The organism is Rossellomorea vietnamensis (assembly GCF_008180415.1).
Taxonomy (GTDB): domain Bacteria; phylum Bacillota; class Bacilli; order Bacillales; family Bacillaceae_B; genus Rossellomorea; species Rossellomorea vietnamensis_C.
The window spans coordinates 1-24,332 of record NZ_VTEI01000026.1 but is presented as its reverse complement, the minus strand read 5'-3'; the positions used below and the strand labels follow the sequence as shown (position 1 = coordinate 24,332).

General features: G+C 33.9%; 24 protein-coding genes, 1 pseudogene and 1 other annotated feature. Of the genes and pseudogenes, 6 read left to right on the top strand and 19 right to left on the bottom strand.

Translation table 11 applies throughout. The annotated features are described in order from the left end of the window. The 9 genes and pseudogenes from FZC78_RS22720 to FZC78_RS22680 all read right to left on the bottom strand — a co-directional run. A partial coding sequence (locus FZC78_RS22720) for a condensation domain-containing protein (RefSeq protein WP_252183712.1) occupies window positions 1-880 on the bottom strand: 880 nt, incomplete at its 3' end. A 15-nt stretch (window positions 881-895) separates the two neighbouring features. Next, the gene (locus FZC78_RS22715; RefSeq protein ID WP_148942346.1) at window positions 896-4,081 is read right to left on the bottom strand and encodes a non-ribosomal peptide synthetase; all 3,186 of its coding nucleotides are present in this window, start codon (window positions 4,079-4,081) and stop codon (window positions 896-898) included. A 266-nt stretch (window positions 4,082-4,347) separates the two neighbouring features. Continuing rightward, window positions 4,348-5,589 carry an MFS transporter gene (locus FZC78_RS22710; protein ID WP_148942345.1) on the bottom strand — a complete coding sequence of 414 codons (1,242 nt, stop codon included), beginning with the start codon at window positions 5,587-5,589 and terminating at the stop codon, window positions 4,348-4,350. Between the two features lie 67 nt (window positions 5,590-5,656). After that, window positions 5,657-5,893: a binding site (T-box leader), on the bottom strand. 957 nt (window positions 5,894-6,850) lie between these two features. Then, window positions 6,851-6,955 (bottom strand): hypothetical protein, encoded by a 105-nt coding sequence (locus tag FZC78_RS24800; RefSeq protein WP_353733593.1) that lies wholly within the window; start codon window positions 6,953-6,955, stop codon window positions 6,851-6,853. Window positions 6,956-7,193: 238 nt separating this feature from the next. After that, window positions 7,194-7,430, bottom strand: a pseudogene (locus FZC78_RS22700) (type I restriction-modification enzyme R subunit C-terminal domain-containing protein); the annotation flags it as partial. A gap of 97 nt (window positions 7,431-7,527) precedes the next feature. Further along, complete coding sequence (locus FZC78_RS22695; protein WP_187445068.1) at window positions 7,528-8,100, bottom strand: site-specific integrase; 573 nt, start codon at window positions 8,098-8,100, stop codon at window positions 7,528-7,530. 565 nt (window positions 8,101-8,665) lie between these two features. Next, entirely contained in the window at window positions 8,666-9,610 is a 945-nt protein-coding gene (locus tag FZC78_RS22690) for a tyrosine-type recombinase/integrase (RefSeq protein ID WP_187445067.1), read from the bottom strand. Between the two features lie 15 nt (window positions 9,611-9,625). Further along, window positions 9,626-10,738, bottom strand: a complete 1,113-nt coding sequence (locus FZC78_RS22685; protein ID WP_148942342.1) for a tyrosine-type recombinase/integrase — start codon at window positions 10,736-10,738, stop codon at window positions 9,626-9,628. After that, a complete protein-coding gene (locus tag FZC78_RS22680; RefSeq protein ID WP_148942341.1) occupies window positions 10,728-12,290 on the bottom strand; it encodes a tyrosine-type recombinase/integrase in 1,563 nt (520 codons plus the stop codon). The genes FZC78_RS22685 and FZC78_RS22680 overlap by 11 nt, the downstream gene beginning before the upstream one ends. Window positions 12,291-12,904: 614 nt before the next feature. Here FZC78_RS22680 and FZC78_RS22675 point away from each other — a divergent pair. Beyond that, the gene (locus tag FZC78_RS22675) at window positions 12,905-13,132 is read left to right on the top strand and encodes a helix-turn-helix domain-containing protein (protein WP_148942340.1); all 228 of its coding nucleotides are present in this window, start codon (window positions 12,905-12,907) and stop codon (window positions 13,130-13,132) included. A gap of 89 nt (window positions 13,133-13,221) precedes the next feature. Beyond that, complete coding sequence (locus FZC78_RS22670) at window positions 13,222-14,463, top strand: site-specific integrase (protein WP_148942339.1); 1,242 nt, start codon at window positions 13,222-13,224, stop codon at window positions 14,461-14,463. Window positions 14,464-14,999: 536 nt separating this feature from the next. Here FZC78_RS22670 and FZC78_RS22665 read toward each other — a convergent pair. From FZC78_RS22665 to FZC78_RS22635, 7 genes are all read right to left on the bottom strand, one after another. Then, window positions 15,000-15,299, bottom strand: coding sequence for a hypothetical protein (locus FZC78_RS22665; RefSeq protein WP_148942338.1), 300 nt, complete (start codon window positions 15,297-15,299; stop codon window positions 15,000-15,002). Between the two features lie 72 nt (window positions 15,300-15,371). Next, entirely contained in the window at window positions 15,372-15,809 is a 438-nt protein-coding gene (locus tag FZC78_RS22660) for a hypothetical protein (RefSeq protein ID WP_148942337.1), read from the bottom strand. Between the two features lie 172 nt (window positions 15,810-15,981). After that, on the bottom strand, window positions 15,982-17,073 hold the full coding sequence (locus tag FZC78_RS22655; RefSeq protein WP_148942336.1) for a DNA-processing protein DprA: 1,092 nt from the start codon (window positions 17,071-17,073) through the stop codon (window positions 15,982-15,984). A gap of 20 nt (window positions 17,074-17,093) precedes the next feature. Further along, a complete protein-coding gene (locus FZC78_RS22650) occupies window positions 17,094-17,627 on the bottom strand; it encodes a phosphoribosyltransferase family protein (protein ID WP_148942335.1) in 534 nt (177 codons plus the stop codon). A gap of 20 nt (window positions 17,628-17,647) precedes the next feature. Next, window positions 17,648-18,154 carry an HAD family hydrolase gene (locus tag FZC78_RS22645; protein ID WP_148942334.1) on the bottom strand — a complete coding sequence of 169 codons (507 nt, stop codon included), beginning with the start codon at window positions 18,152-18,154 and terminating at the stop codon, window positions 17,648-17,650. A 665-nt stretch (window positions 18,155-18,819) separates the two neighbouring features. After that, window positions 18,820-19,122, bottom strand: a complete 303-nt coding sequence (locus FZC78_RS22640) for a hypothetical protein (protein ID WP_148942333.1) — start codon at window positions 19,120-19,122, stop codon at window positions 18,820-18,822. Window positions 19,123-19,242: 120 nt separating this feature from the next. Continuing rightward, entirely contained in the window at window positions 19,243-19,515 is a 273-nt protein-coding gene (locus FZC78_RS22635) for a helix-turn-helix domain-containing protein (protein ID WP_148942332.1), read from the bottom strand. Between the two features lie 311 nt (window positions 19,516-19,826). Between FZC78_RS22635 and FZC78_RS22630 the strand changes: the two genes are divergently transcribed. Together FZC78_RS22630 and FZC78_RS22625 are read left to right on the top strand one after the other, a co-directional pair. Continuing rightward, window positions 19,827-20,282: a hypothetical protein gene (locus FZC78_RS22630; RefSeq protein ID WP_148942331.1), complete on the top strand. Its 456-nt coding sequence runs from the start codon at window positions 19,827-19,829 to the stop codon at window positions 20,280-20,282. A 128-nt stretch (window positions 20,283-20,410) separates the two neighbouring features. Next, complete coding sequence (locus FZC78_RS22625; RefSeq protein WP_148942330.1) at window positions 20,411-21,040, top strand: hypothetical protein; 630 nt, start codon at window positions 20,411-20,413, stop codon at window positions 21,038-21,040. Between the two features lie 233 nt (window positions 21,041-21,273). On the opposite strand, the gene FZC78_RS22620 is transcribed toward FZC78_RS22625, so the two are convergent. Together FZC78_RS22620 and FZC78_RS22615 are read right to left on the bottom strand one after the other, a co-directional pair. Beyond that, on the bottom strand, window positions 21,274-21,609 hold the full coding sequence (locus tag FZC78_RS22620) for a hypothetical protein (RefSeq protein WP_148942329.1): 336 nt from the start codon (window positions 21,607-21,609) through the stop codon (window positions 21,274-21,276). A gap of 29 nt (window positions 21,610-21,638) precedes the next feature. After that, a complete protein-coding gene (locus FZC78_RS22615) occupies window positions 21,639-22,223 on the bottom strand; it encodes a sigma factor-like helix-turn-helix DNA-binding protein (protein ID WP_148942328.1) in 585 nt (194 codons plus the stop codon). Window positions 22,224-22,455: 232 nt separating this feature from the next. Between FZC78_RS22615 and FZC78_RS22610 the strand changes: the two genes are divergently transcribed. Both FZC78_RS22610 and FZC78_RS22605 read left to right on the top strand, forming a co-directional pair. Beyond that, the gene (locus tag FZC78_RS22610; protein ID WP_148942327.1) at window positions 22,456-23,667 is read left to right on the top strand and encodes a tyrosine-type recombinase/integrase; all 1,212 of its coding nucleotides are present in this window, start codon (window positions 22,456-22,458) and stop codon (window positions 23,665-23,667) included. 19 nt (window positions 23,668-23,686) lie between these two features. Next, the gene (locus FZC78_RS22605; RefSeq protein WP_148942326.1) at window positions 23,687-23,947 is read left to right on the top strand and encodes a tyrosine-type recombinase/integrase; all 261 of its coding nucleotides are present in this window, start codon (window positions 23,687-23,689) and stop codon (window positions 23,945-23,947) included. 82 nt (window positions 23,948-24,029) lie between these two features. Here FZC78_RS22605 and FZC78_RS22600 read toward each other — a convergent pair. Continuing rightward, on the bottom strand, window positions 24,030-24,332 hold a 303-nt coding region (locus tag FZC78_RS22600), incomplete at its 5' end, for a TCP-1/cpn60 chaperonin family protein (RefSeq protein WP_286365517.1).

The following is a 24,332-nucleotide window of genomic DNA, read 5'->3' as shown; positions in this document are numbered from 1 at the left end:
TTCGGTTTGCAGCAGGTGAACCAACAAGAATATCTGTTTGACCACTTAAGCGGTAGAGGAAAATCTTAAATGCAGATAACAATGTCATGTACAATGTAGTATTTTCTTTATTCCCTAGCTCTTTTATTGCCTTTGTTAAATCAGAAGGTATCTTAAACTCAAAGATAGCCCCTTTAAAAGTTTGGTTAGAAGACCGTGGATAATTTGTTGGAAGTTCAAGTACCGGTATCTCTCCACTTAGATATTCTTTCCAGAACTCCAATTTTTCATCTAGTCTACCCTCTTTCACTGATTCTCTTTCCCATTCGCTAAAGTCTGCATATTGAATTTCTAGTGCAGGTAGATTAAAAGGTTTACCTTTTAACGCTGCATCATACAATATAGACATTTCTCTTACTAATACTCCAACAGACCATCCATCGGCAATTATATGATGTAATGTGAGAAAAAGTTTATATTCATTATTATTTAATTGAACTAGGACAGCCCTTAAAAGAGGCGGACTACTTAAGTTAAATTGATATGTAGCCTCTCTCTTAGCAATAACATTACACTGTTTTTCTTTTTGATTTCCCGAAAGATTTCCTAAATTGACATGTTCAAAATATAAAGGCTGAGCTTCTTTAATAATTTGCATTAATTCACCATCAACCATTTCGAAATATGTTCTTAAGGTTTCATGCCGGCTAACTATCTCATTAAGGCAATCCTCCAGAATCTTTTCATCTAGATTTCCACTAATATCAATTTCGGAAGCTATATTATATACAGATTTATTATCGATTAACTGGTCCATTAACCATAGATTACTTTGGGAAAAGGAAGCTTGAAATTCAAATTCAGAATCAATTTTTTTAATTGTATTCAATTTTATATCCATATGCTCACCTCTCTATTATTTTCTTTGTCGAGCAGTTCTATCAATTCTTCTTATTGAGGAATTTGCTATAGACATCTCTTTATTTGCATCTATCCACGATGATAATTGTGAAATACTTGTATTCTGAAAAAAAGCACCTAAGGACATATTGATTTTAAATTGTTTGTTAATCCTTGCAACTACTTTTGCTGCCAATAAGGAATTGCCCCCCAATTCAGTAAAATCAATATTTACTCCTACAGTTTCTAAATCCAGAACTTCACTCCAGATAGCGGATAGTATCTTTTCATTTTTACTTTGCGCCATTACTACTTCATCGAATTGTACGGGCTGCTTATTAGAAATATTAACTAAAACTTTTCTATCCACTTTTCCATTAATAGTAAGGGGGAGGTGATCCAAAAATATTATTTCTGATGGAATCATATAACTAGGTAACTTTGCTTTTAGATAACTTCTTACATTAGTTGCTTTTAGTTGATTTTCAGCAACTATGTATGCTGATATTTTTAATTCGCCTGAACCTTTTTTGGTTATTACCACAGCTTCAGTTATTGAAGAGTGTGCCAATAGCTGAGCTTCTATCTCACCTAGTTCAATCCGATATCCTCTCATTTTTATTTGATCATCTAATCTACCCAGAAACTCTACATTACCCTCTGGTAGCCACCTTGCCATGTCTCCTGTTTTGTACATTTTTTTATCTTTTTCAAAAGGATTGTCTATAAACTTTTCAAGAGTTAAATCTTTATTAAAGATGTATCCTCTAGCAAGACAATCTCCAGAAATGCATAATTCTCCAACTACACCTATAGGTTGAGGTCGATCTTTCTTATCGACTATATATAATTGAACATTATTTATCGGTTTTCCAATGGGAACATTTTTTAGGTTTACACCCGGAGGACAGTCAAAATAACTTACCTCAACAGTTGCCTCTGTAGGACCATATAAATTTGAAATAGTTGTTCCATGGGCATTGAATAAAGAACTATTAAAACAAAGTATATGATTTGACTTTAGGGGTTCTCCACTTGTAAATACAGTCCTAAGAGAAGAGCATTTTTGCAATAATTCTTTATCTTTTAACAGTGTTTCTAGAAAAACTGTTAACATTGAAGGAACAAAATGAATGCGTGAGATTTTTTCTGCATTAATAATTTCACAAAGTTGTAATGGATCCCTTTCCTCTCCGTCTTCTAAAAGGTAAAGTTTTGCACCTACGAAAAAAAAGGTGAATATTTCCGAAACTGATACGTCAAAAACAAAAGGTGTTTTTTGTATAAATCTATCTTTATCTGAATAATTATATTCGTTAACCATCCAATTAATACGGTTTACTACACTACTATGTTCTACCATTACTCCTTTAGGCTTCCCTGTGGATCCTGAGGTATAGATTACGTAAGCTAGACTTTCCGGATTTATGATAGTCTCCGGATTTTTATTACTTTCAGTAATAATACTGGCATTACTAAGAACTATACTTTCACATTCTGAATTGAAATCATTAGTTGGTTTACTAGAAACTAGTAATTTAACTTTACTATCATGTAAAATATATCTGGTTCTTTCAGTAGGAAAATCCGGAGAAACAGGAAGATAGGCACACCCAGCTTTTAAAATCCCTAGAATACCAACCATCATGTCTATTGAACGTTCACACTTAAGAGCTATCACACTATCAGGTTCTATCCCTTTATTTATTATGAAGTTCGCCAATTGATTAGCTTTTATATTCAATTCACCATAGGTCAAGTTCTCATTTTTAGTAGTAACAGCTATTTTCCCAGGGGACTGATCTACAGTTTTTTCAAAAATAGAAACTAACGACAAACACGCTGGTTTATGATCACTTGTATGATTAAACTCATTAATAACTTTTTCTTTTTCAGAAGAAGGTAGTATCTCTATTTCATCAACTTTTATACTTTCTTTGCTAATAACACTATCTATCATAGTTCTTAACCTATCAAAAAGTAATTCAATATCTAATTTGCTATATACATCTAATCGGTAATCAAAATCTAAGCACAATTCACCTATATCATCTCTATCATTTATGTGAATGCTTAATGGTATTTCTTGATGACCATTTGGATACCAAATTGTTTCTTTCTCAAATTGTTGTTTCATCATTTTTTTGTTTTGGTATGATAATAAAACATCACTGATTCTAACATTAGAAACTCTATGAATCTTTCTGATATCTTCAACTAAAGAATTAAATGGATACTTTTGGTGCCTGTAAAATTTTACTAGTTCCTTTGATGATTTTTTTGCAAAAGAGGAAAATTCTTGATTTGGACTAATAGTTACCCTAGTTGGTAGACTGCTTATAAACATTCCAATATTACTTTTATCTTTAATATCATTTCTATTATGTATACTTGTTAAAATTGTTACATCCGGTTCATTAGACACTCGATATATGTATAAATTTAATAAGGTAAAAAAGAAAGAATAAAATGAGATGTTCTTATCAGTACAGTACTTATTTACTTTTTTTATCGTCCCTTTATTGAAGGTAAAAGATGCTCGTTCAGATTTTAGATTATTAGTAATTTTCCCTGTAAAAAGCTGCGTGTCTTTTGGTATAGTTTTAAATTGTTCCGTCCAAAATTTCTTTGATTGAATGAATTTTTCAGTATTTAAATATGCTTGCTCTTTTTTTATGTAGTCAATATAAGAATAATCATTTATCGGTTCATTTATTTCACCACCCTCAGCATATATGAAATAGTAATCTAGAATCTTATCCCCAATTAGAGCCATGGACCATGCATCTGAAATTATATGGTGGATTTTCACAAAAATCCCCACACTGTCGTTATCAAAATTAATTATTACAATCTTTACTAGTTCATTTTCATATAACCTAAAAGGAATTTTCGCTTGCTCAACAGCCCAATTATTTAAGTCTTGTGTATCTCTAAAAAACTTTTTCTCAATAGCAAAGTATTTATATTCAGAAATATATTGCTTTGGAATTCCATCTTCTTCAGTTAGCCTAATTCTTAGAGCACTCTGTTTTTCAAAAAGTTTGTTTATAGCCTTTTCTAAAAGGTTGATATCAAGACTTCTCTTCATTAACAAAGTTCCGGCTATATTTCCAATCGAGGTTTTCCCAGAGAACTTTTCTGTATACCATATACGCATTTGTGGTTGTGACAAAGGGAAATATTGTAGGTCTTTATTCATATATTTATCTCCTTCAATAATTTTTCGACAATTCCGATGGTAACATGTATTACCATTTTTAGGGTAAAATAGTTACGAAAGAATAAAAAGAATATTCAGATAATAAAAAACACATAACGCTTACCTTTAATTTTTAAAAAGTTCCTCTTAATTTAAAAACCCCTATTGACTCGTAACAATGATCTGAGTCAATAGGGGAGTTATATTATAAGTTATCTATATTTACTTCTTCTGTAGAGTTTATAAATAAAATAATTATTTTCAACTTAATTATTTACTGGCTCGTTATAATATCTAGATTTTGTTGGCAACATCGTTAACGTGCATAGTCCAATATTAATTAATAACATTATGAAGGAGCCTAAAATGATTATATTTCGTAAAGCAGATATTTCAGCAGTAACTCCAAATAATACTGTCACTATTATTATTAAAAAGGCTTGAATTAAGCCGTAAATACTTCCTATCCTACCCATGATATCTATGGGTATATTGTTTTGATAAAACGTTTGAAATCCAGTATTTATGAAAGCTAATGCAAATGAAAGTACAAAAAACCCTATACTTGCCATAAAAAAGTTTGTTGAAAATGAGTAAATTATATACCCTACTGAGACAAATATTGCTCCAAACCCCATTAGATAAGCTACAGATATTCTACTGGAGAATAAAACCAGAATTAGTGAGCCAGCAACTATTCCACCACCAGCTATACTAACTAAAAACCCATAACTTTTTTCTGTTAAACCTAGAACCTCTGTTGAAAAAGCCGCCTCTAAAGAATCCAAAGCTGTAGCCATAACCATGAGACCAATAAATGACATATACACTAACATAATATAGATATTTTTTTTACTAAAACTTTTAACAATGCCCCAATCTTCTTTCATTAGTTTTATAGAAATTTTATTGAGGTGCTCCTCTTTGAGTTTTTTGTCTTCTAAATTGGGCAACATAAAGGTTAATAAACCTGAGATGAACATCGCTATGGCGTTAATATAAATCGCAGAAGACGGTGAACCTATAGCAAATAGCAATCCCGCTACAGCAGGTCCTAGCAAAAACGATCCTGAGCTAATTAAGCTTCTTATCGCATTAAATTTCTTTCTTTGTTCTGGAATTAATAACTGTGTGATATATGACATAGAAGTTGGAGTAAAAATAGATCCAGCCATACCTAGAACAAATACTATCAAATAGATCATCCATAAGGAACTAAAGAAAGGTAATATTCCAATCAATAATGCTCTAACTAAGTCCAAGAATATCATTATTGTTCTTTTATTTAATCGATCGATAACACTACCAGACCAAGTGTTTGTAAATAAAGTTGCAATTGGTTTAATTATATATAATCCTGCTACAGCAAGTGCCGACCCCTCTGTTAATTGAAGTACTGTTAGATTTAATGCTATTAAATATATCCAAGCTCCTATATTAGAAATTCCCACTGCAATAAGTAATATGGTTGGGTTCTTCCAGTAATCCCACCTTTTCACAAGGTTCATACTATGACCTCCTATTAAAGTCTAATTTTATATATAAATAAAACTCGCCCTCAAGACATATAACTGTCTTGAGGGCGAGTTAATTCGCGGTGCCACCTCAGTTTATTAAACACTTCGTAGTGCTTAACCTTATTGTGAATAAAAATTCTTAGCTCTATAACAGTAGCCAACTGTCAAAATATCACCTCTAAGGATCCAAGTTGATGCTCTGAGACTTGCTTCAATAAAAAAGTTTCACTCCTTCCCACCAAACGGAGCTCTCTGCGCAAACTCGTTTACCTACTCTTCTCTTCTTCGCATATTTTTATTTTAATTGTTATTTAAACGTACCTGAATATATTTTTAAGTTTTAACTTAATTATCATACCAAATAATAATGCCCAAACAAATATAAAACAAACTACCAATCTGTTTTAAAAATAGCCTTATTATTAATATATATTATACATAAAAATATTTTTTTATGTTGAATTATTCCTATAATTATATTTTTATTATTCAGCTATTCTATATTCGAAATATTAATGTCATATATTTATGTAATTCTAAGTAAATTGGAAAAAGGGAGAGACGGATTAAAAACCATTCAACCGATTTATCAGAAGTCAGTAAAGGAGACTAGAAGAAAATGGACAATTTAAAGTTTGTAGGTCGACGTTACCCATGAAATAAAAAAGAAGCCTCCCACAGTTTGGATAACCAATGAGGAGAAGCCTCTTTTAAATTTATATTTTGTTAGCATTTTGTTATCAAATCATAAAAAAACTGAATATATCAATGGTTTAGGCGTTCATCACATCATGGGCCCCTATGGTGATAATGTGTAATATCATACACGCTGTGTGCGAAAAGCGCATAATATCAAGATATTGTTAAATCCTTACTGTGAATCTTTAAATGGATTTTTACCTTTTTCCATAAGATTGGTTAGCAAAATGTTAGCATTTTGCCTAACGCTATTGTCAAATTTATGATTTTTAATTGACATATTAATGGTCTTAGAGATGTTTAATGATTTTTTGTTTGCCTAACGAAGAGGGACTCAGTAACGTGTTCTATTTGCCTCTGCCTTACCATAATATTTTCAACAGATTTAATAATCATATCATTAACAACACTTTGAAATTCCTCCTATTAGTGATTACGAATGACTTATAAACAAATCGGTTTTTAAATAATAACATTGACGGTTTAAAGTGTTCGGCTTTTTGACAATAACGTAGATAAGACGTTCAATTTTAATCAGAAAAGTATCCTTTTTTCAATGCATCATCCGATGACAATTAGGACAGACTGGAACCAAATCAGTTTCTGGGTCTATTTCTATTGCTTCGTCTAACGTACTAAGTGGGTTTACATGATGAATTTCAATAAAGTCCTTCCCTTGTTAGCCATAAAACCTTTCAAAATTAAAACCACATACGATACATGTTGTACCATGAATTTCTATTGCTCTTAATCTATTTTTTGATTTCCGTTCATAACGATTTCCAAAGTATTCTTTAACTTCTCCATCTTTATAAAAGATGTGAAATTGAGAAATGTCAGCCTCTACATCTTTTTTTACTATTTGTTTTAACCTTTTTCTATTATTACTTTCAAATAAACAGCTCCACAATGCTACCTACGGATTTAAATGGATCTTGCTGTAAAACTTTCTTATCCATTACTCCGTTCTTCACTACATAATCCACAATAAGTTTCACAAGCCTACTTTGATAGATATTAAGTTTTTCATTGGTTAGGAGCTCCGACAAGGCTTCATTTGCTGCTTGAGGGTCCAATCCTACAATCTGCCTTACAAGCCTGGTAATAGGGGTATCCCCAAAGTCCTTTTCGTAAATATAATTCTCAACTAAAAAAAGAAGCTCAACAACTCGTGGTTGAGCTCCTTTTGTAAACGGTTTTACATCCTTTTATTTAGTGCAACATTTTAATTTATGTGTATAATAATTTGTGGGTTGTTTCAATTCTACTATGTCGCAAGCGATTCTTTATCAAGTCGAGGGATGCCCCCGCATTAACTAGTAAGATAGCATGCATTCTTCTTAAATCATGAAATGTTATTTTCCTAACATTGGCTTTTGCGATTAAACGATAAAACTCTATTCTAATGGTAGAAGGTTTTCGGACTCCTCCAGTTTTATCGGGGAATACCAGATTTAATTTATGCTGATTTCCCTTACCCATTTCCCTCCGCTGCTTTTCTTTGTACTTCTTTAGGGTAATCACCAGGTTAGAAGGCAAAGCTATGGTATGGGATCCACTTCTTAATGGTTCAATTTGTTCTTCTCCACTTCCTGTTGAGATAGCATTCTTTTTAACAGTTAAAGTTTCCTTATCAAAGTCGATATTATCCCACGTTAGGGCCAAAAGTTCTCCCAGCCTCACCCCTGTAGAGAGTACAAATTTATACATTTCTCCGCTACCTTCTTGTTCTGCTACTTTGAGAAATTCGATTACCTCTATATTACTCCACGGTACAAACTTTCGTACTGGCTTTTTATTCATTTTCATCATACCTTTCATTGGTTTTTCATTTATAATTCCCAGTTCAACAAGAGCTTAGAACCGGTGGAACGAACAGAAAACACATTGTACTTCCTAATATTTCTTCTGTCCTTTTTACTCACAACTTAATCATTTTTGTTCCTATTCTAGAAAAAGGGTCATTTTCAGTCTCAAGATTCAGAGATTGAGGACCTAAGAGGTTAATGACCGTATCACTACTTCTATAACCTAACTGATGCTGTACTCTTAAAAATTTGTTTTGCTAAAGTCCCCCTTTCAAGTCTTTTCCAAGATCAAATTGGCAAATAAAAAAGGGCAGACGGATAGTGAAATCACTAATCCATCGCCCTGGTCCTTCCAGCCACAATGCATTTAACTTAAGGCTACTATATTGAATTAACTTCATTATATTCGTGGTATTGCTGCATTTCAATTAGAAGCGATAAATTTTTCGTTGATTCAAGAACTTTCACTCTAATGCCCTCTAAGGAGAGCATTTAGAGTTTTGTTCCTTTGACTTATCGGACTCGGTAGGATCTTCAAGATGTCCTTCTCAATGGCAGTGTTATAAATATTCATCGGAATTTGCTTCCAAGTAATTTCGATAATTCATATTATAGTTCAGATAATGCATAGTTGTTTCGATTTTCTCATGACGTAATTGCTCCTGAATTGAAAATTCATTGGCTCCATTTAATAATAACAGCTGCGCCATCGTATGCCGTAAATCATGAACACGTACCTTCCTGTCAATTCCAGCTTCATCATAAATCCGTTGTAACATCGAAACCAACCTGCTTCTATTCAATGGCTTACCCTTATAGAAGAATACTTCTTTATCTTGTCCATTAGACCACTTCAACCATTCGGGGTGTTTAAAGTATCGTTCAAAAGCTTCTTTCAATTTATCTACTACTAAAACAACTCCTGCGGATGTTTTTTGGCCACGAGTGATTTCAATTGTTTGAAACTCCAGGTTTATTTGTGACTTCTTCATCAAGCAAACCTCTCGCGAGCGCAATCCGCATGTTAAAAACAAAACCATTAGTACATAAGATTGTCTAAAAAACGGATCCACTTTTTTGGAGGCAGATAGTAACTTTTCCGCATCTTCTTTACTGAAAGCACGATCTACCTTTTTAAGCTTATAATATGGATTTGGGTAATACGCTGTTGGATTTGACTTTATCAAACCTACCATTTTCAAGAACTTGAAAAAGCATTTTAGTGCTTCAATACTTTGGTAAAGAGTAGCATTACTGGCACCGTTGTCTATTAGGTATTCAACGTAATCATCAATAAACTCTTCATCGATTGAATCATATCTCGAATCTAATTTTCCAAACTTAAACTTATCAAAATTTAATTCCCTTACAGGTCCTAAGGACATTATATATCTTCCAAACCTCTTAAGAAGATTCTTATATCTATCCTTTGTTGACTGGGCTAAATGTGTGTGTCTATACCATTCCTTATAATAATTTGAATCCGCAATAATATTGTTTTCCACGTTCTTCACCTCCTATTACAAAAGCTTGGCAATTGGATTCTTCTCCATGTCTTCTTTGATTTGATTCATACTTTGTTTTGCATAAGGCTTCAATGATGTAACAGTGGTATGACCCATCAAGTCCATCATTGCATATAAATTGATGCCTGACCGAATACCGTAAACAGCATAGCTATGTCTAAAATTATGCACACTTAGTTTCTCTACTTCATCATCTCTAATCGATTTTGCTTTCTTAGCTAAACTTTTAACCATACCTCTAACTGCTCTGTCGGTTATCGCCGTTTCTCCCCCAGTTGATGAAAAAACATATAAATCTCCATAATTATCTTTAAGTGCTTGCCAATCCTCTGCGAGGTGTCCATACATAAAATTAATATATTTCAATAAGACATGCAAAGCGTCACGTTGAATATATGCAGGAAGAAGCTTCTTTTTTTTACGTTTTCTCCTCACCATAATCATTTCTTCTTCCAAATCAATGTCCGACAAAGTGATACCAACAAGTTCACTTACTCTTAATGCTGACCCAAGGAATACACTTATAATCGTGTAGTTCCGGAGTCCGAAAGCTGTCTCTTTACTTAAAAGGAGTAATTCCTTTAATTGTTCAATATTATAAAACTTTGGTAATCCGTCTTTGTTCCAGTCCACCCTTAATGTCCCGTCAAAGTCTTCCTTGTTTAATAAATAGAATTCCTGTACTACTGTTTTTATGAAAGTTCTAAAAAATGCGGCTTTTTTAGCGCTTGTATTACTTGATAAATCACTTTGATTAAAATAATCAAGCAAAGCAGTTGTGGGATATATAACTTCCGTTAACTGTACATCTAAGGTTCCATATTTTTTGTATATAAAATCACCAAATAATTTTCCTTCAGATTGGTAGGTAACCTTTGATGTATCTGCCAACCCTTTAAACTTTGAACTTGCATAAAAAAAGAGCAAGCTTTCCTCAACAGTTAATTGCCCGAAGGAATTCCCTTTTTCTGCTACGTCTCTATCTCCATTTAAATCTAATACATTAAATGCTGCCATTTGAAGGTCTTCCATGTTATGCAACTCTAGTAGTTGCTGGATAGCAGCTTGAGCAGAACCATGTTTAGAAACTTCTTGATTAAAAGTCATCTATTCGTCCTCCCGTGTAACTTAATTTAGTCAGCTCATTTTTAACAAATTTCCTTTCCAAATGAACATATTTGGCAACAGTGTCATCAGATATATGCCTTGTTAAGCTTTTAATAATCTGCGGAGGGCAATGAATAACCAATCTTGTCACATAGATGTGTCTAAACAGATGTAGCCCTCCTCCATAATCCCACCCAGCGATTAATTGATAAGAATTAAACACTAACCTCAAATCATTGAGAAAATTACTGGGTTTATTGCAAAAGACATATCTTTTATCACTTGAACTTTTATACAGTACCAACAAGTCATAGACTTTAGAAGGAATCGGCAGAACAGCATCCATTCCTTTAGTATCCGTTATAGAAATTGATCTTGTACTCAAGTTAATATCCTTCCACTCTAGACTGGCCACCTCACACCCTCGGAATCCCATAAGCATCATTAATGAAAGAGCTAGTTTATCCTCTATCGGATCTGTTGAATATAAACCAATAGTATAAATAAGGTCTTGTATCTCATTATCTGATGGAAGTTGTCTGTAAAAGAATTCGTCCGCTTCAATATTTGTTAGATTTGAGGTAACTTCTTTAACAATTTTCTTTTTTCGAAATAATACCTGAAAAAAGCCCCGGACATACTGTATGTTTCTCTTAGCTGTAATTTCAGTTAATTTCTCTTCTTTAACTTGCTTAATGAGGAAAGATTTATAATAATCAAGGTTTTCACTAGTTACCATATTGAAGATAAAAGTATTTATAGATTGACCCTGAAACTTCTCCAAAGAAGTTATTGCCCAATTGACAAAGTTTTGCACAGGACCATAATAATTATTATAAAAACTCTCTGGTTTAATATTTCTTTCTTTCTTTAATACACGTTCTACAACACGAACTAGTGGATGGTCAAAGCAGATTTTCTCCGTCTTATTCACATAATTATTAACTCGTACCTTTGTGAACGGCTTTAAGCTATTAATGAAGCTTTGATAATATCCTCGTTCTACCGAACTTAAAGGCATAACTATATCTGTTAAGTACTTGGTGTTTAAGAAGTCTTCCCGCTCAAACTCATTTAAGGTCTTGTTAGTTAGCTTCTTCATAATAGGAAATACCTTTTCAAACATTTTAATGTTGATACTGAACACTCTAACAGAGGTACTCAACTTAGAACTCATATATTTCTTTACGTATCTCGAATCTAAACGTTTCTTAACTATATGTGTAAAAAGCCATTCATTAATATCCTCTGTACTCAACAATTCTTCTTTCGTATTTAAATCCAAATCATACAATTTTTCAATCATGTCATCTACCCAACTTTCAATGTGATATATATATTCAGTATTCACATTGTTTCCAGTTGATGACACTTCTATTCCTATTTCGGAAGACCCTTTCCGAGAAATATCATTCTCAGACCAACCTTTCCTACCCTTTCCAAAGCGGCTCATGTCTTTTTCGGTAAATAAATTCTCTATACCTCCTGACTCGTCAGCTTCATCAAAGTTAAAATCAAATAAAGACAGCTGTACTGTATCTTGGTTTTGCATATCTTGTTTCTCCTCTCTTTTCAACTTCTTAAATTAATGAATAATCTTTTTCACCACTTAATATTGAGCAACAAAAAAAGCACCGTCCTATATCTGTGAGAAAACACACGTATTGCGTGTTTCTACAGATATAGAGACGGTGCTTCCGCTCTAGATCTATTTTAAAAGAAAAAAGATTATTCTATTTTCACTCCAACGCTAAACTGAAGTGCTTATGACTAAACTTTATAACAATATCATTAGGGTGGCAACTATAAGTAACATTTTTGTGTGAAAGAATTTCACTTTCGTGTTAGAGCTCTTATACGATCAGTTTTAATCCATTTTGAAATAATTTCAGGGAGTATATATCCTCTCCAGAGTCAATTACTGTTCCAATCAACTTTCCGCAATTTTATGCTTGACAATTCAATATAACTCACTTTAAGATGTTTAACATAATCAAATTTCATAAATCATTTGGGTAAACCCCACAGATTGGATCAGGAAGGACCTGCCAATCCAAGTATAAGATTATATGTTTTCAACTTATGATCTTATTACCTTGGGTGCAGTCTATCTTTCTTTCCGTTTCTGTGGGGTTTTTCTGTTTGATTTTACAGGAGGCAATATTTATGGAAAGAAATACACAGCACAAAACTTGGGATTCATTACCAGATACTCTGACAGCAAAACAAATTTCTGAATTTCTAGGAATCTCTAGAAGAAGAATTTATGAGCTATTCCAAGTGCATGTTGATCATGGGGGAATCCCCAACTATGAAATTGGTGCTTCAAAAAGAGTGGAAAAAGCGGATTTCAAACAATGGATTAAGCGATTAAAAGAGAAGAAACAAGGTTAGTTGCAGATGAAGCAAATAGAACGAGAGGCGCTACATAGTCTCTCCTCTAATTCATTTAATATTATTGAAAAGGTGAGGTTACCACTAATATGAAAGGTACTTATAAAAGAAGAAACTGCAAGTGTGACCCTAAAAAAAAATGTTCTTGTGGTGGTAAGACCTGGACATATTGGGTAGACATTGGACGGGATCCAAAGACAGGAAAAAGAAAACAAGTGAGTAAAGGTGGATTTAAAACTAGGAGAGATGCAGAAGATGCTGTAGCAGCAATGATTACTGATGTGAATCAAGGGACTTTTATCAAAGAGTCAGATGTTTTATTTAAGGACTTTGCCTATGAATGGTTGCCAATGTATATCGGTCGAACTGGTCCTAAACCAGGGACTATTCGTCTTAGAAAATATGGGATAAAAAAGTTTCTCCCTTACTTTGCTCACTTAAAACTTAAGAATATTTCAGAAGATTTATACCAAGATGCATTGGATGATTTGAAATCAGATAATTTAGCCAAAAGTACAATTCAGGGAATTCATGCTACGGGAAAAATGATATTTGGTATGGCAGCTCATAAGAAAATGATAAAAGAAGATCCAACAATAGGGGCATATATAAAGAAAGATGAGAAAAAAATTAATGATTCAGATGAAAAGAACACCGATGGAAAAGACCCTGCTGAGGAAGACCTTCCCAAATACTTTGAAAAGGAAGATTTAAAAACCTTCTTGGGGGTTGCTAAGAAACACGGGAAATTCATGGATGCTCTTATATTCACAATCTTATCTTATACAGGAATGCGGGTAGGAGAATTAGTTGCACTCAAATGGAAAGATATTGACTTTAATAAGCGCACTGTTCGAATTAACAAAACATACTATAACGAAAAAAACAACATCGCTAAATATTTATTAGTTCCACCTAAGACAGAGAGATCCAAAAGAAAGATTGTGGTAGCTAAGCTTGTTATAGATATGCTCAGAAAGCATAAAGAGGAACAAGAAAAAATCATTGCTCAATTAGGGGATACATACAGTGACAAAGGCTTTATTTTCACCAATATCCGTTGCCACCATGGGTACCCTATCTTAACCAAATTAGTAGAAAATAGAATGACTACTTTATTAAAAAAAGCTAACTTAAATTCAAAGCTTTCTCCTCACAGTTTACGACATACACACACTTCCCTTCTAGCCGCAGCAGGAGTGAAGCTTGAAGACATCAAAGATAGATTAGGTCACTTTGATGATGAGATGACTCGGAAAGTCTACCTTCATGTAACTGATCCAGTCAGGAGAGAAGCGTCTGATACATTTGAAACCTTCATGGAAACATAAAAGTAAACCATACTTCTAATTTGAGAACAACAGTTGCTAACTTATTGTGTATTCATTTACTACATCCCAAGGATGGATACTCCATAACTATTGAAGCAAAAAAGCATTGGTAAAATAATGATACCAATGCTTTTTTATGATACTCTCAATTGAGAATATAGCCACTTATGGCTGATGCTCGTTATTCCACCAGCTCCATCTGCCGATCTGCAAGGTTTACAACAATATTAGGGCCTTCTGTATTATGATTCGATTGAGTAATTCCGCAATTTCAGTTCAGTAGTCATTAAATCATCTAGTGCTTTGGTTAATACTCTTATTAAAGCATCGATAACTCCACTCGGTTCATCCTTTTCCAAAGTGGAAACGCAGTTGTAAAATAATCTTCTTTATTTTTTCTAATCCGATTCTATTACCTACAATAAAATCGGACAGTTAAGCATAGAGTAACCTTTATCAATTTTTGCATGAACAGAAGATTGAGAAGATTGAAATACAGACTGGACTCCTCGACCCTACCGATGACATTGTATCAGTCAGGCAATTTCTTTAGCTTTATTCTGTTTTTTAAAGTTCATTAATTTTTGAAGAAAGAAGTTATTTTTTTCTTCTTTTTTTCCCTCCTCATATTCTGTTTTACTAATCGGTCTTGCAGTGTCTATTGAATGTATAACATTACTACCTTTCTTAACTCCAGGCATTTGTGCTACAATTTCTAAAACTTCAATTAGGTTTAAATCAGTATTTGTTCTCAAATATCTTGAGACACTTATGTATCTTTTCTTACCTACGTGACCGTATCGACATACCACCTTCCAATACTTCTCGTTATCCATTAACACGTCACCTCTTCATTCGATTGATTTTTAATTACATTTTTTAAAAGATGCATATTCCGGATAGGGAATTTATTGTTTTATAAAAATGACACTGTTTCTTGAAAGGAATGGGAGCCCTTCCCCCCCATTTCCTTTCATTTTTTTAAATACCCAGTAGAAGCCTCTGCCTATTCTTTTTTTCACTCTTTCCTCATCTTCACTCTCATTTTCAAATTCTTGAAACTTTTTATAGATGCTCTCCAAACCCCTCACTTGAATATAAATGCCAGCAAAGTAAGAAAGCAGTAACTCAAGAGGCTGGATATCCATGAATGGTAAAACAAGAATTACAAATCCAAGAGCAATTTCAAGGGCTCCATAAATATCTTTAAACTTAGATTGCTTTAACCAGAAAAAACCAAATGCAATCATGAGATAGATAGGAAGGAGAATAACTGATAATGCAGTATGCTCATTAAAAAAGATTACAAACAAGATGGCTGAACCAAAGTAGAAACCCATAATCAATAAGGCGACTCTCCCTTGTTATCAAATATAATAACACTTACACTCCGTTATTATAAATGATAACAATTGATGTTGCAAGTTAAATACGTCAGATTTATTTTTAAATCCTTCTGCCGTTGATAGAGAGGTTGTTTAAAGCACAAAGAAGGGAAGGCATTAGCCCTCCCTCTTGTTAATTCCATGTCTTCAATTGTTGTTGTATCATTTTTAAGAGCTTATCTTCATTAACTCCTATATCTTTTGCCAAACCGCACACTTCATCTATAACCGAGACTAACTTCGTCATCTGTTCATTGTTATTATCTTCTAAGGGTTCTTGTTTAGCACTCTTGGATTCTTCTGGTATCAATTTCTCCATAAGTTTATCTAATCGAGCATAATCTGATTTATCTTGAAGCACTTCGGAAAAATTCTCTTTAAGAAGTTTGTGAATCCCACGATATGCTGGTATATCTCCTTTCTCGGTCGGAGTAGGACAAAACAATAAGCGTTTCTGATTCTTTGAGAATTTTATAGTATGTTGAGTCCCTCCTGTAACATCTGTTTGAACAGGACAAACTCCCAGGCTCAATCCACTCTGAATGCGATCCCGTTGAACAAAACTTGCTTTGTTTGGTCTTTGGTATGGTGGATACTCTGAAACCAATAGTCCATTACGCGAAACAATTTGTTCTGCAAGTTCTTTATTATCAGCAGGATAAATACTTTTTTTATCGACTCCACCTGGCATCACCGCAATAGTTATCCCCCCGGCACTCAATGTTCCTTTATGGGCTGACTCATCAATTCCCTTTGCTAATCCACTGACTATTACATAGTTCATTTTCGAAAATGTCATTGCAATACGGAAGGATGCATTAATTCCAATAGGCGTTGCATTCCTAGTCCCTACAATCGCAACCTTTTTATCTATATTTAATGCCTCCTTGTTTCCTCGGCAATATAGTAGTACAGGAGGATCTTCAATTTCCCTTAACATGTTCGGATAGTTAGAGTCAGAGATAGACACCACGGTAATGTTTTCTCTTTTATACTTTGTTAAGTCATCTAATACTTGCTGATATAACTTTTTTATATACATTTGGTCGTTCAATACATCTACAATCTTTTGATTTTTGATTGTATTCGCAAAATTTATTCTTTTTTGAGCAATAAAGAGATCCTCTTTAGTAGGACTTGGATATTTTTTATATATTGAATTAAGGGTTTTAGGACCTAAACCCTTAATTCTAGAAAGTACTATCCATACAATTGTTGCATCCACTTTTATCACCTCTCCAGTTTTCAATGAGTAGTTTTACCAACTGCTAACGTAACTACTTTTTTCGCACCCGCATTTAACAATAGTTTCTTACAAGCTTTCAAAGAGCTTCCAGAGGTTTTAATATCGTCTAATAAAAGAATTTCCTTATTATAAATTAAGTGCGTGTTTATTACTCTGATTGTCTGAAGGTGTACCTCCACACTTCTAGGTCCCCCATGAGCTGCTTTAGGTATTGTAGTTTCCCTATATAAACAAGATGTTGCATCTATTCTGTTATGAGCAGCTAACTTTTGAGCTAAAGACCTAATACCAGTAACCTTCTTCAATGAATCAGATGAAGGCACAGTACAAAGGGTAATATTTCGATTTAGCATTTCATCAAGGATATCAAAGTAATGATTAATTCCTTTCAATAATCCTTCCTTTAAATCTAATATTAAACCACTGTTAGTGTCAAAGTTTGGATTCAACTCTCCACCAATTCGATAGGGATAATATTCGTCTAAATACCAAAAAGATTTTTCTTCATTCTCCGTTCTCTCTTTAAAAATCATGAAATACTCCTCCTTTAAAACTAATAACTTTCAATAATTTTCATTAGCTCAGCGTTTGAGTGAACAATAAAGTCAGCTCCTGCCTCAGTTAACTCTCTAACAGAACAATTGCCCCAAGTAACTCCAACAGAAGAGATGTTTGCATTTCGAGACGCGGTAATATCCATTCTGTCATCGCCTATACTCAAAACATTTACAGGATTTAATCCTAAACTTTTTAAGCATTTAATAATTGGTTCAGGATTTGGCTTTCTTCTCTTGCAATCATGAAAAGCAACTAAATTATCAAAAGGAATCTGATGATGTTCAAGCAGTTTTAAAGCATATGGGCGAGGCGACATAGTAACAACACCTATTTTCAAACCTTTATTACTAGCAAATCCCAGAATTTCCTTTGTGTTATCAAAGAGATTGGTTTGATCCATACTTTTATAACAAGCACTCCAATCTCTATTTGATCGATAATTGTTTAATGCTGATGTATCTACCAAGGTTTGATCTAGATCAAATATTAAACCTCCAAGCATAAAAGCACCCCTTTTGTTATTGAATATGATAACGATTTGTATATTTGTTATTATATTCGATAACAAAAGGGGTGTCAAACAAAAAATAATAAAAAAAAACGACTGGTAAATACCCAGTCGTTTTTACTACCTATTTAATTTGTAATTCCTTTATTTGAGAATATTAACCGCCTACCAAAATATTCACTATATAAGATGATACTTCTAATAAAAACAGTAATTATACGTTCAAACTGAAAATCTAGACACTATTATTATTTTTATTCCCATACTAAATAATAAATGTTTTTCTAATTATCTTTTAAGTTGCAGCTTTTTAATGGATAGAGATGTAAACCATTAGATCTCAAGGTCTTAAAACTAAACATACTTAACTTACTAAATAACTATCAATTCTTTAATGATTCTTAATTTGTTTTTTAAAAGAGGTATATCTCATATAGAAAATACATAATTATCTTCTTCTACTAGATACAAACTTGCCTAGTCTTATTTACATATCATGGGGTTAATTCTCAGAAATCCTATTGTTTTAAAAGTAATTTCTTTCTCGTCTATCCTCCTTTTTTTATTATTTCCGTTTAGTATATTAAAGCTTAGTCATCATTTTTCATATAGGGTTTAGGGTTTAGATTCTGGAGGCTGGATTCAGCCTCCTAAATCTTTTAAGAAACCTGTGATGAACTTACTTTTTTAAGTGAGTTCACTATGTTCTTACCATTTCTTTCTCCTCCTAATAAGATGAGTAGAATATCAGAATCGCAGTGAATACGTAAAGTAACTGAATTATTTCCACTCATTCCTTCCAGGCAAGTACCAACCATCATCTTATCAAGACCATACTTGTTTATTCGGTCTAATAAGTCGAGAACTCTCGCCCTAGCCTGACTTGTACATAAGGCTAAATCCTCTAGGAACTCGCTGGTAAATGCTAGTTGAGGATACTGTTTAATAGAAACATGGCTCATTGTAATTCCCCCTATATGAAATTTTCAAGGACCAAAAGCTTAATATACGAATATAGCAGATATTATACCACCATCTGGTAGAAATGTAAAAAAATAACCCTCAAAAAAGACCCTTACATATCAAAGGGTCTTCTTCTTTATTTCTATTTCCAAATCCAGTATGTTTAATATCTTTAACAATGTATCGATATTATAGTTTTCTCCACTAGTAATTCTCGATATTTGAGGATAACTCATACCTTCTACTTTATCTGCTGCTTTTCTCAGTGATAATTTTTTTTCTTTTAATCCTAACCTAACTGCTTCTGAAATTTTTTGCTTTGGTAAGTTAATCACTTTATATTCGGACGGTATTTCAATGAATTCGGAGATATCATGCTCTTTATCAACCATGAAGATCTCTCCTTTCTTAATCGCATCTTTGTTAGCTTTTATAATAACATAAATTATTACCAAGTCAAATTAAGATTGTCTAAGCTTACTGGATATTAGGTTCCTAAGTTTGACGGTGAATCCTAAAACTTCACACCATTCTTAACACAACAAGTTATATCCCTTTAATTTTTGATATTAAGGAAGGCGTGTGGGTTTCCATAGTATTAAATTTATAATAATATAACAGTTTTTAAAAAAGCGTGTGATTTTTTCACACTTTTGTATAACTAATAGTGAGAGTTTATAAAAATTCAAAGGAGGATTCCTTAATGGCTAAAGAAAAGATTTTATTAAGGTTGAATGCAGAACAATTATTAATGCGCGTGAGCAGGTATAACAGCCTGGTTCATTATGGTGCTCCAGAGGTGGTTAGAGCATCTGAATTGCAAATGATTCTAGAAACTCTGTGTAAGGCTGTTGAGGCTACAAGAGAAATACCGGTCGAGGAGACGGCTACCAGTCATAAGAGCTTCATAAAGAAGGATGTTGTGAATAAATGGGCCAGGCATAATGAGGAGTTCTTTCAACATGCCACCCAGGAAACCTTAGATAATTTACAATTTTATGTAAACAGAAGCTTAACAAATAGGGCCGAGGAGATAATGGAGATTGCTGAATGGGAAAAAGAACAAGAATTACTAGAAAAGTTACACGATAAACACGGAATCGTCAGCATAGAAAATTATAAATTCAAAACGAACATGGATGAAATGGAAGATATCTAAGGAAAGCCAACTGTTACTAACAGTTTGGCTTTTTTATTTTACAGTAACTGCAAATTTCATTGATTCTGTGTAATTTTTAAAACTTTCTTTATAGATAAACATGAGAAAATTAAAGGAGAGAATATTTTATGTGTAAACAAAAACCAAGAAAAGTATTTATAGAAACCCTTATTAATAACAGCTTGTCTAAAGAGTTTGATTCCGCAATGTTTGAGTGGGTAGGTATCGGAAAGTTGGAGTCAAATGAGCTAGGCTTCAAACCACATTGTGAATTATGCGGGGCAGCTATCTATAATGAGAACTATATAATTTATAATGTGAAAACGAAGAAAAAACTTCAAATTGGTTCAGAGTGTATGAAGAGATTTAGATCTAGTCACAACAACTATAAAAATAAACACCCTCAAAACTTTTTCAGACTGAGAAAATGGCATGCTGTGGAGAAAAGAAAGAGGAAGTTAATCGATTTATACCACCTTATTTGTAACCAGGGAATCCCGGAACCTGATGCATTTCAGGATTTCTCTAAACACCTAATCTCATTACTTAAAATCAGTAATAAATTGTCATTACTGAATACAAGTAGTGGAGCAGCAAGAGTTTTGACAACTGTTTTAGAAAAGACAGATTATTCGCCTAAAGAAGTCCTAAGGTTGCAACTGTTACTTGATAGCCCTGATGCAGCAAGGAAGATTTATATTCGAGCATCTAGAAAGCCTCGAAAGAAAGTAGACAAGTATGGAATTGTTATGGGCTGAATATTTAAAGCAGTAAAAGAGATTATAAACCTTTTGCTGCTTTCCTCTTCTTGAAGTGTATTCCGCGAAATAATGGTTTTTACTTCAAATATAATTACCCACAATATCCTATTTAAACACACCTAAGAAATTGTACTTTTAGCAACAAAAATACGATAAAAAAATTCACCTCAACTTGTACTGTTTTTTATTTATGGCATCTATCGATACTGTATTGGTTTAACCTGTCTCTTCTAATTACTTTTTATTAAATAACTTTTTATAAGCTCTTTAGGAATTAAATTGAGTGTACTTTCCACTCCTATATGATATATCAGTAATTTCACTGCATCTTGTAATTCTTTGTCATAGTACAACAATTTACCATCTCTGGGCATCTCCCATCTCTCCGGCAAATACTTATAGACAGTATCGTAATCAAGAAGCTGGGATTCCATCTTTAATTCAAGTTCGGGAGCGATATCCCCTTGGCATACTTCATTATCCAAATCACTTTTGGGTTCTAAGTCTTTAGCAGTCTTCTTAAGCTGTTCTACAGCTTTCCTGAAGCTTTCATGTTCGTAAGACATTTTACCACCCCTAAATTAAATATTTACTATTAACTCCAGTGTATTTGTTCCCTCTCAATCTTAAGGAGTTTAATTATTTTTTCACGATGGTCTAACATGTCAAAATCCCACACACGATATACCAAATGAATTACCCTTTTTCGTCTGGCAGTACTTAGTTCTCCAACTTCAGCAAAATCTTGAATAACAGTCTCCCATGGTCGAGTCGCTTGTAAGAGTTTAATTAGTTCCTCGTCTGGAAGGTCACGAATAATTGAGTACAGCGACTTCTTCCTGGGGGTATGGCCGTTTAAAAAGTTTAACATTCTTATCGATAATCGTCTTTCTGCTAAATTTCTTATTGATGAAACGCGGGAACCTGAAATGTTCATACGCTTACCAATATCATTTAAGGTTAACAAGTCGTTATTCAGGCAGTACACAAGGTCTAGAATTTCCCTATCCCTTTCTGCCAAGCTTTTTCTAAAGTATAAGTAAGCTAATATGAACATCTTGTACTCATCAGAATTCCTGTCTTTAAGATATCTATAGTACCCTTTTGGTTGTCCATAAGGTGACTTTACCATCTTAACAAAGAACAATATATCTTCTTCAGTAATTCGATTTTCTTCCATAGTACACCCCTATACACCAAAAATAAACTTTCACCAAACTTATACTATCTTCGCTTTATTTGTTAAATTTCCTTGTTTTATTTTGGTATATCAATATTTGCATAAAAGTACTTGTGCCAAAATGACAGCTGCAAGCTAGTTCGAGAATTCTTCACGCGAATTTTTTTCTATTCCATGGGAATACTGATATTTTGAACCAAATCATCTTAAGGAAGCGAGGTTATACAATGATATGAAAGGACATTTCTACAGAAGAGGATGCAAGTGCAAAAAGAAAAAATGCTTTTGTGGTTCTAAATGGGCCTTCACCGTTGATATTGGCCTAGATCCAATCACCGGCAAACGAAAGCAAAAGGTCAAAAGTGGTTTTAACACGAAACATGAAGCTGAAGAATATGCAGCCAGCCTAATTCACGAAGTGAACCAAGGAATATATTTAGAGGAAACAGATAAAACCTTCAGCGACTTTGCAATTGAGTGGCTTCCCGTCTACAGTGATTCTAAGGATGTAAAACCCGGAACCATTCGAGTGCGCCTCCATGAAATTGGAAAGTTATTGACCTACTTTGCTCAATTAAAACTAAAAGACATCACAAGAAAAATGTATCAAGATGCCCTAAACGATTTGCATAACCAAGGATATTCTGATAGTACCAGGGAGGGAATTAACCGAACAGGAAGAATGATTTTCCGAAAGGCACTAGAGCTGGAGCTGATTAAGAAGGACCCTACTGAGTTTGCTTATGTTAAAAAAGATAAGAAAACTATTGAACAGTTAGAAGAAGAGGAAATCCCAAAGTACCTTGAAAAAGAAGAGCTTGCCTTGCTTTTAGAAACGGCTAAAACTAAGGGGCTTGAACATGATTACTTGGTATTCTTGGTTCTAGCCTATACAGGAATACGGGTTGGAGAGCTAGTTGCTCTCAAGTGGAAGGATGTGGACTTCATAAATAACACCATCAGTATTACCAAGACGTATTACAATCCCAATAATAATACCTTGGAGTATCAATTACTCCCACCAAAAACCCGAAAGTCCAGGCGGAAAATTGTTGTAGATGAAGAAGTAATTCACGCTTTAAAGAAACACCAGGAAGTTCAGTTTGAAGGAATTAAACGATTGGGCAAAGATTACTATAACAAAGATTTTATCTTTTCGAAGATGGAAAGACAGTTCGGTTATCCCATTGTCATTAAGACAGTACAAAACAGAATGAGGAGACTACTAACTATCGCGGAATTAAATACATCCTTGACACCCCACTCTTTGAGACATACGCATACGTCTCTCTTAGCAGAAGCCGGTGTCTCACTCGAACAAATCATGGACCGGCTCGGTCATACTGATGATCAAATCACGAAAAATGTATATCTCCACGTAACGCAAGAAATGAAAAAAGAAGCCTCTCAAAAGTTCGGTGAACTAATGAGAAGCCTCCGTTAATATCCTCAATGTTAGCAAAATGTTAGCAAACCACTCTCACCTTACCAACAAACCCAGTCATATCAAGGGTTGGAGGCACTTATTACATCATGCCGCCCATNCTTTGAGACATACGCATACGTCTCTCTTAGCAGAAGCCGGTGTCTCACTCGAACAAATCATGGACCGGCTCGGTCATACTGATGATCAAATCACGAAAAATGTATATCTCCACGTAACGCAAGAAATGAAAAAAGAAGCCTCTCAAAAGTTCGGTGAACTAATGAGAAGCCTCCGTTAATATCCTCAATGTTAGCAAAATGTTAGCAAACCACTCTCACCTTACCAACAAACCCAGTCATATCAAGGGTTGGAGGCACTTATTACATCATGCCGCCCATTCCACCCATGCCGCCCATGCCGCCCATATCAGGCATGCCGCCGCCGTTTTCTTCAGGAATGTCAGCAACAACTGCTTCAGTTGTTAAGAACATTGCTGCAACGGACGCTGCGTTTTGCAGTGCAGAACGAGTTACTTTTGTTGGATCTACGATACCGGAATCGATCATGTTGACCCACTCGCCAGTAGCTGCGTTGAATCCTACGCCAACTTCTTCTTTTTTCAGGCGTTCAACGATGATAGATCCTTCAAGCCCAGCGTTGTGAGCAATTTGACGGATTGGCTC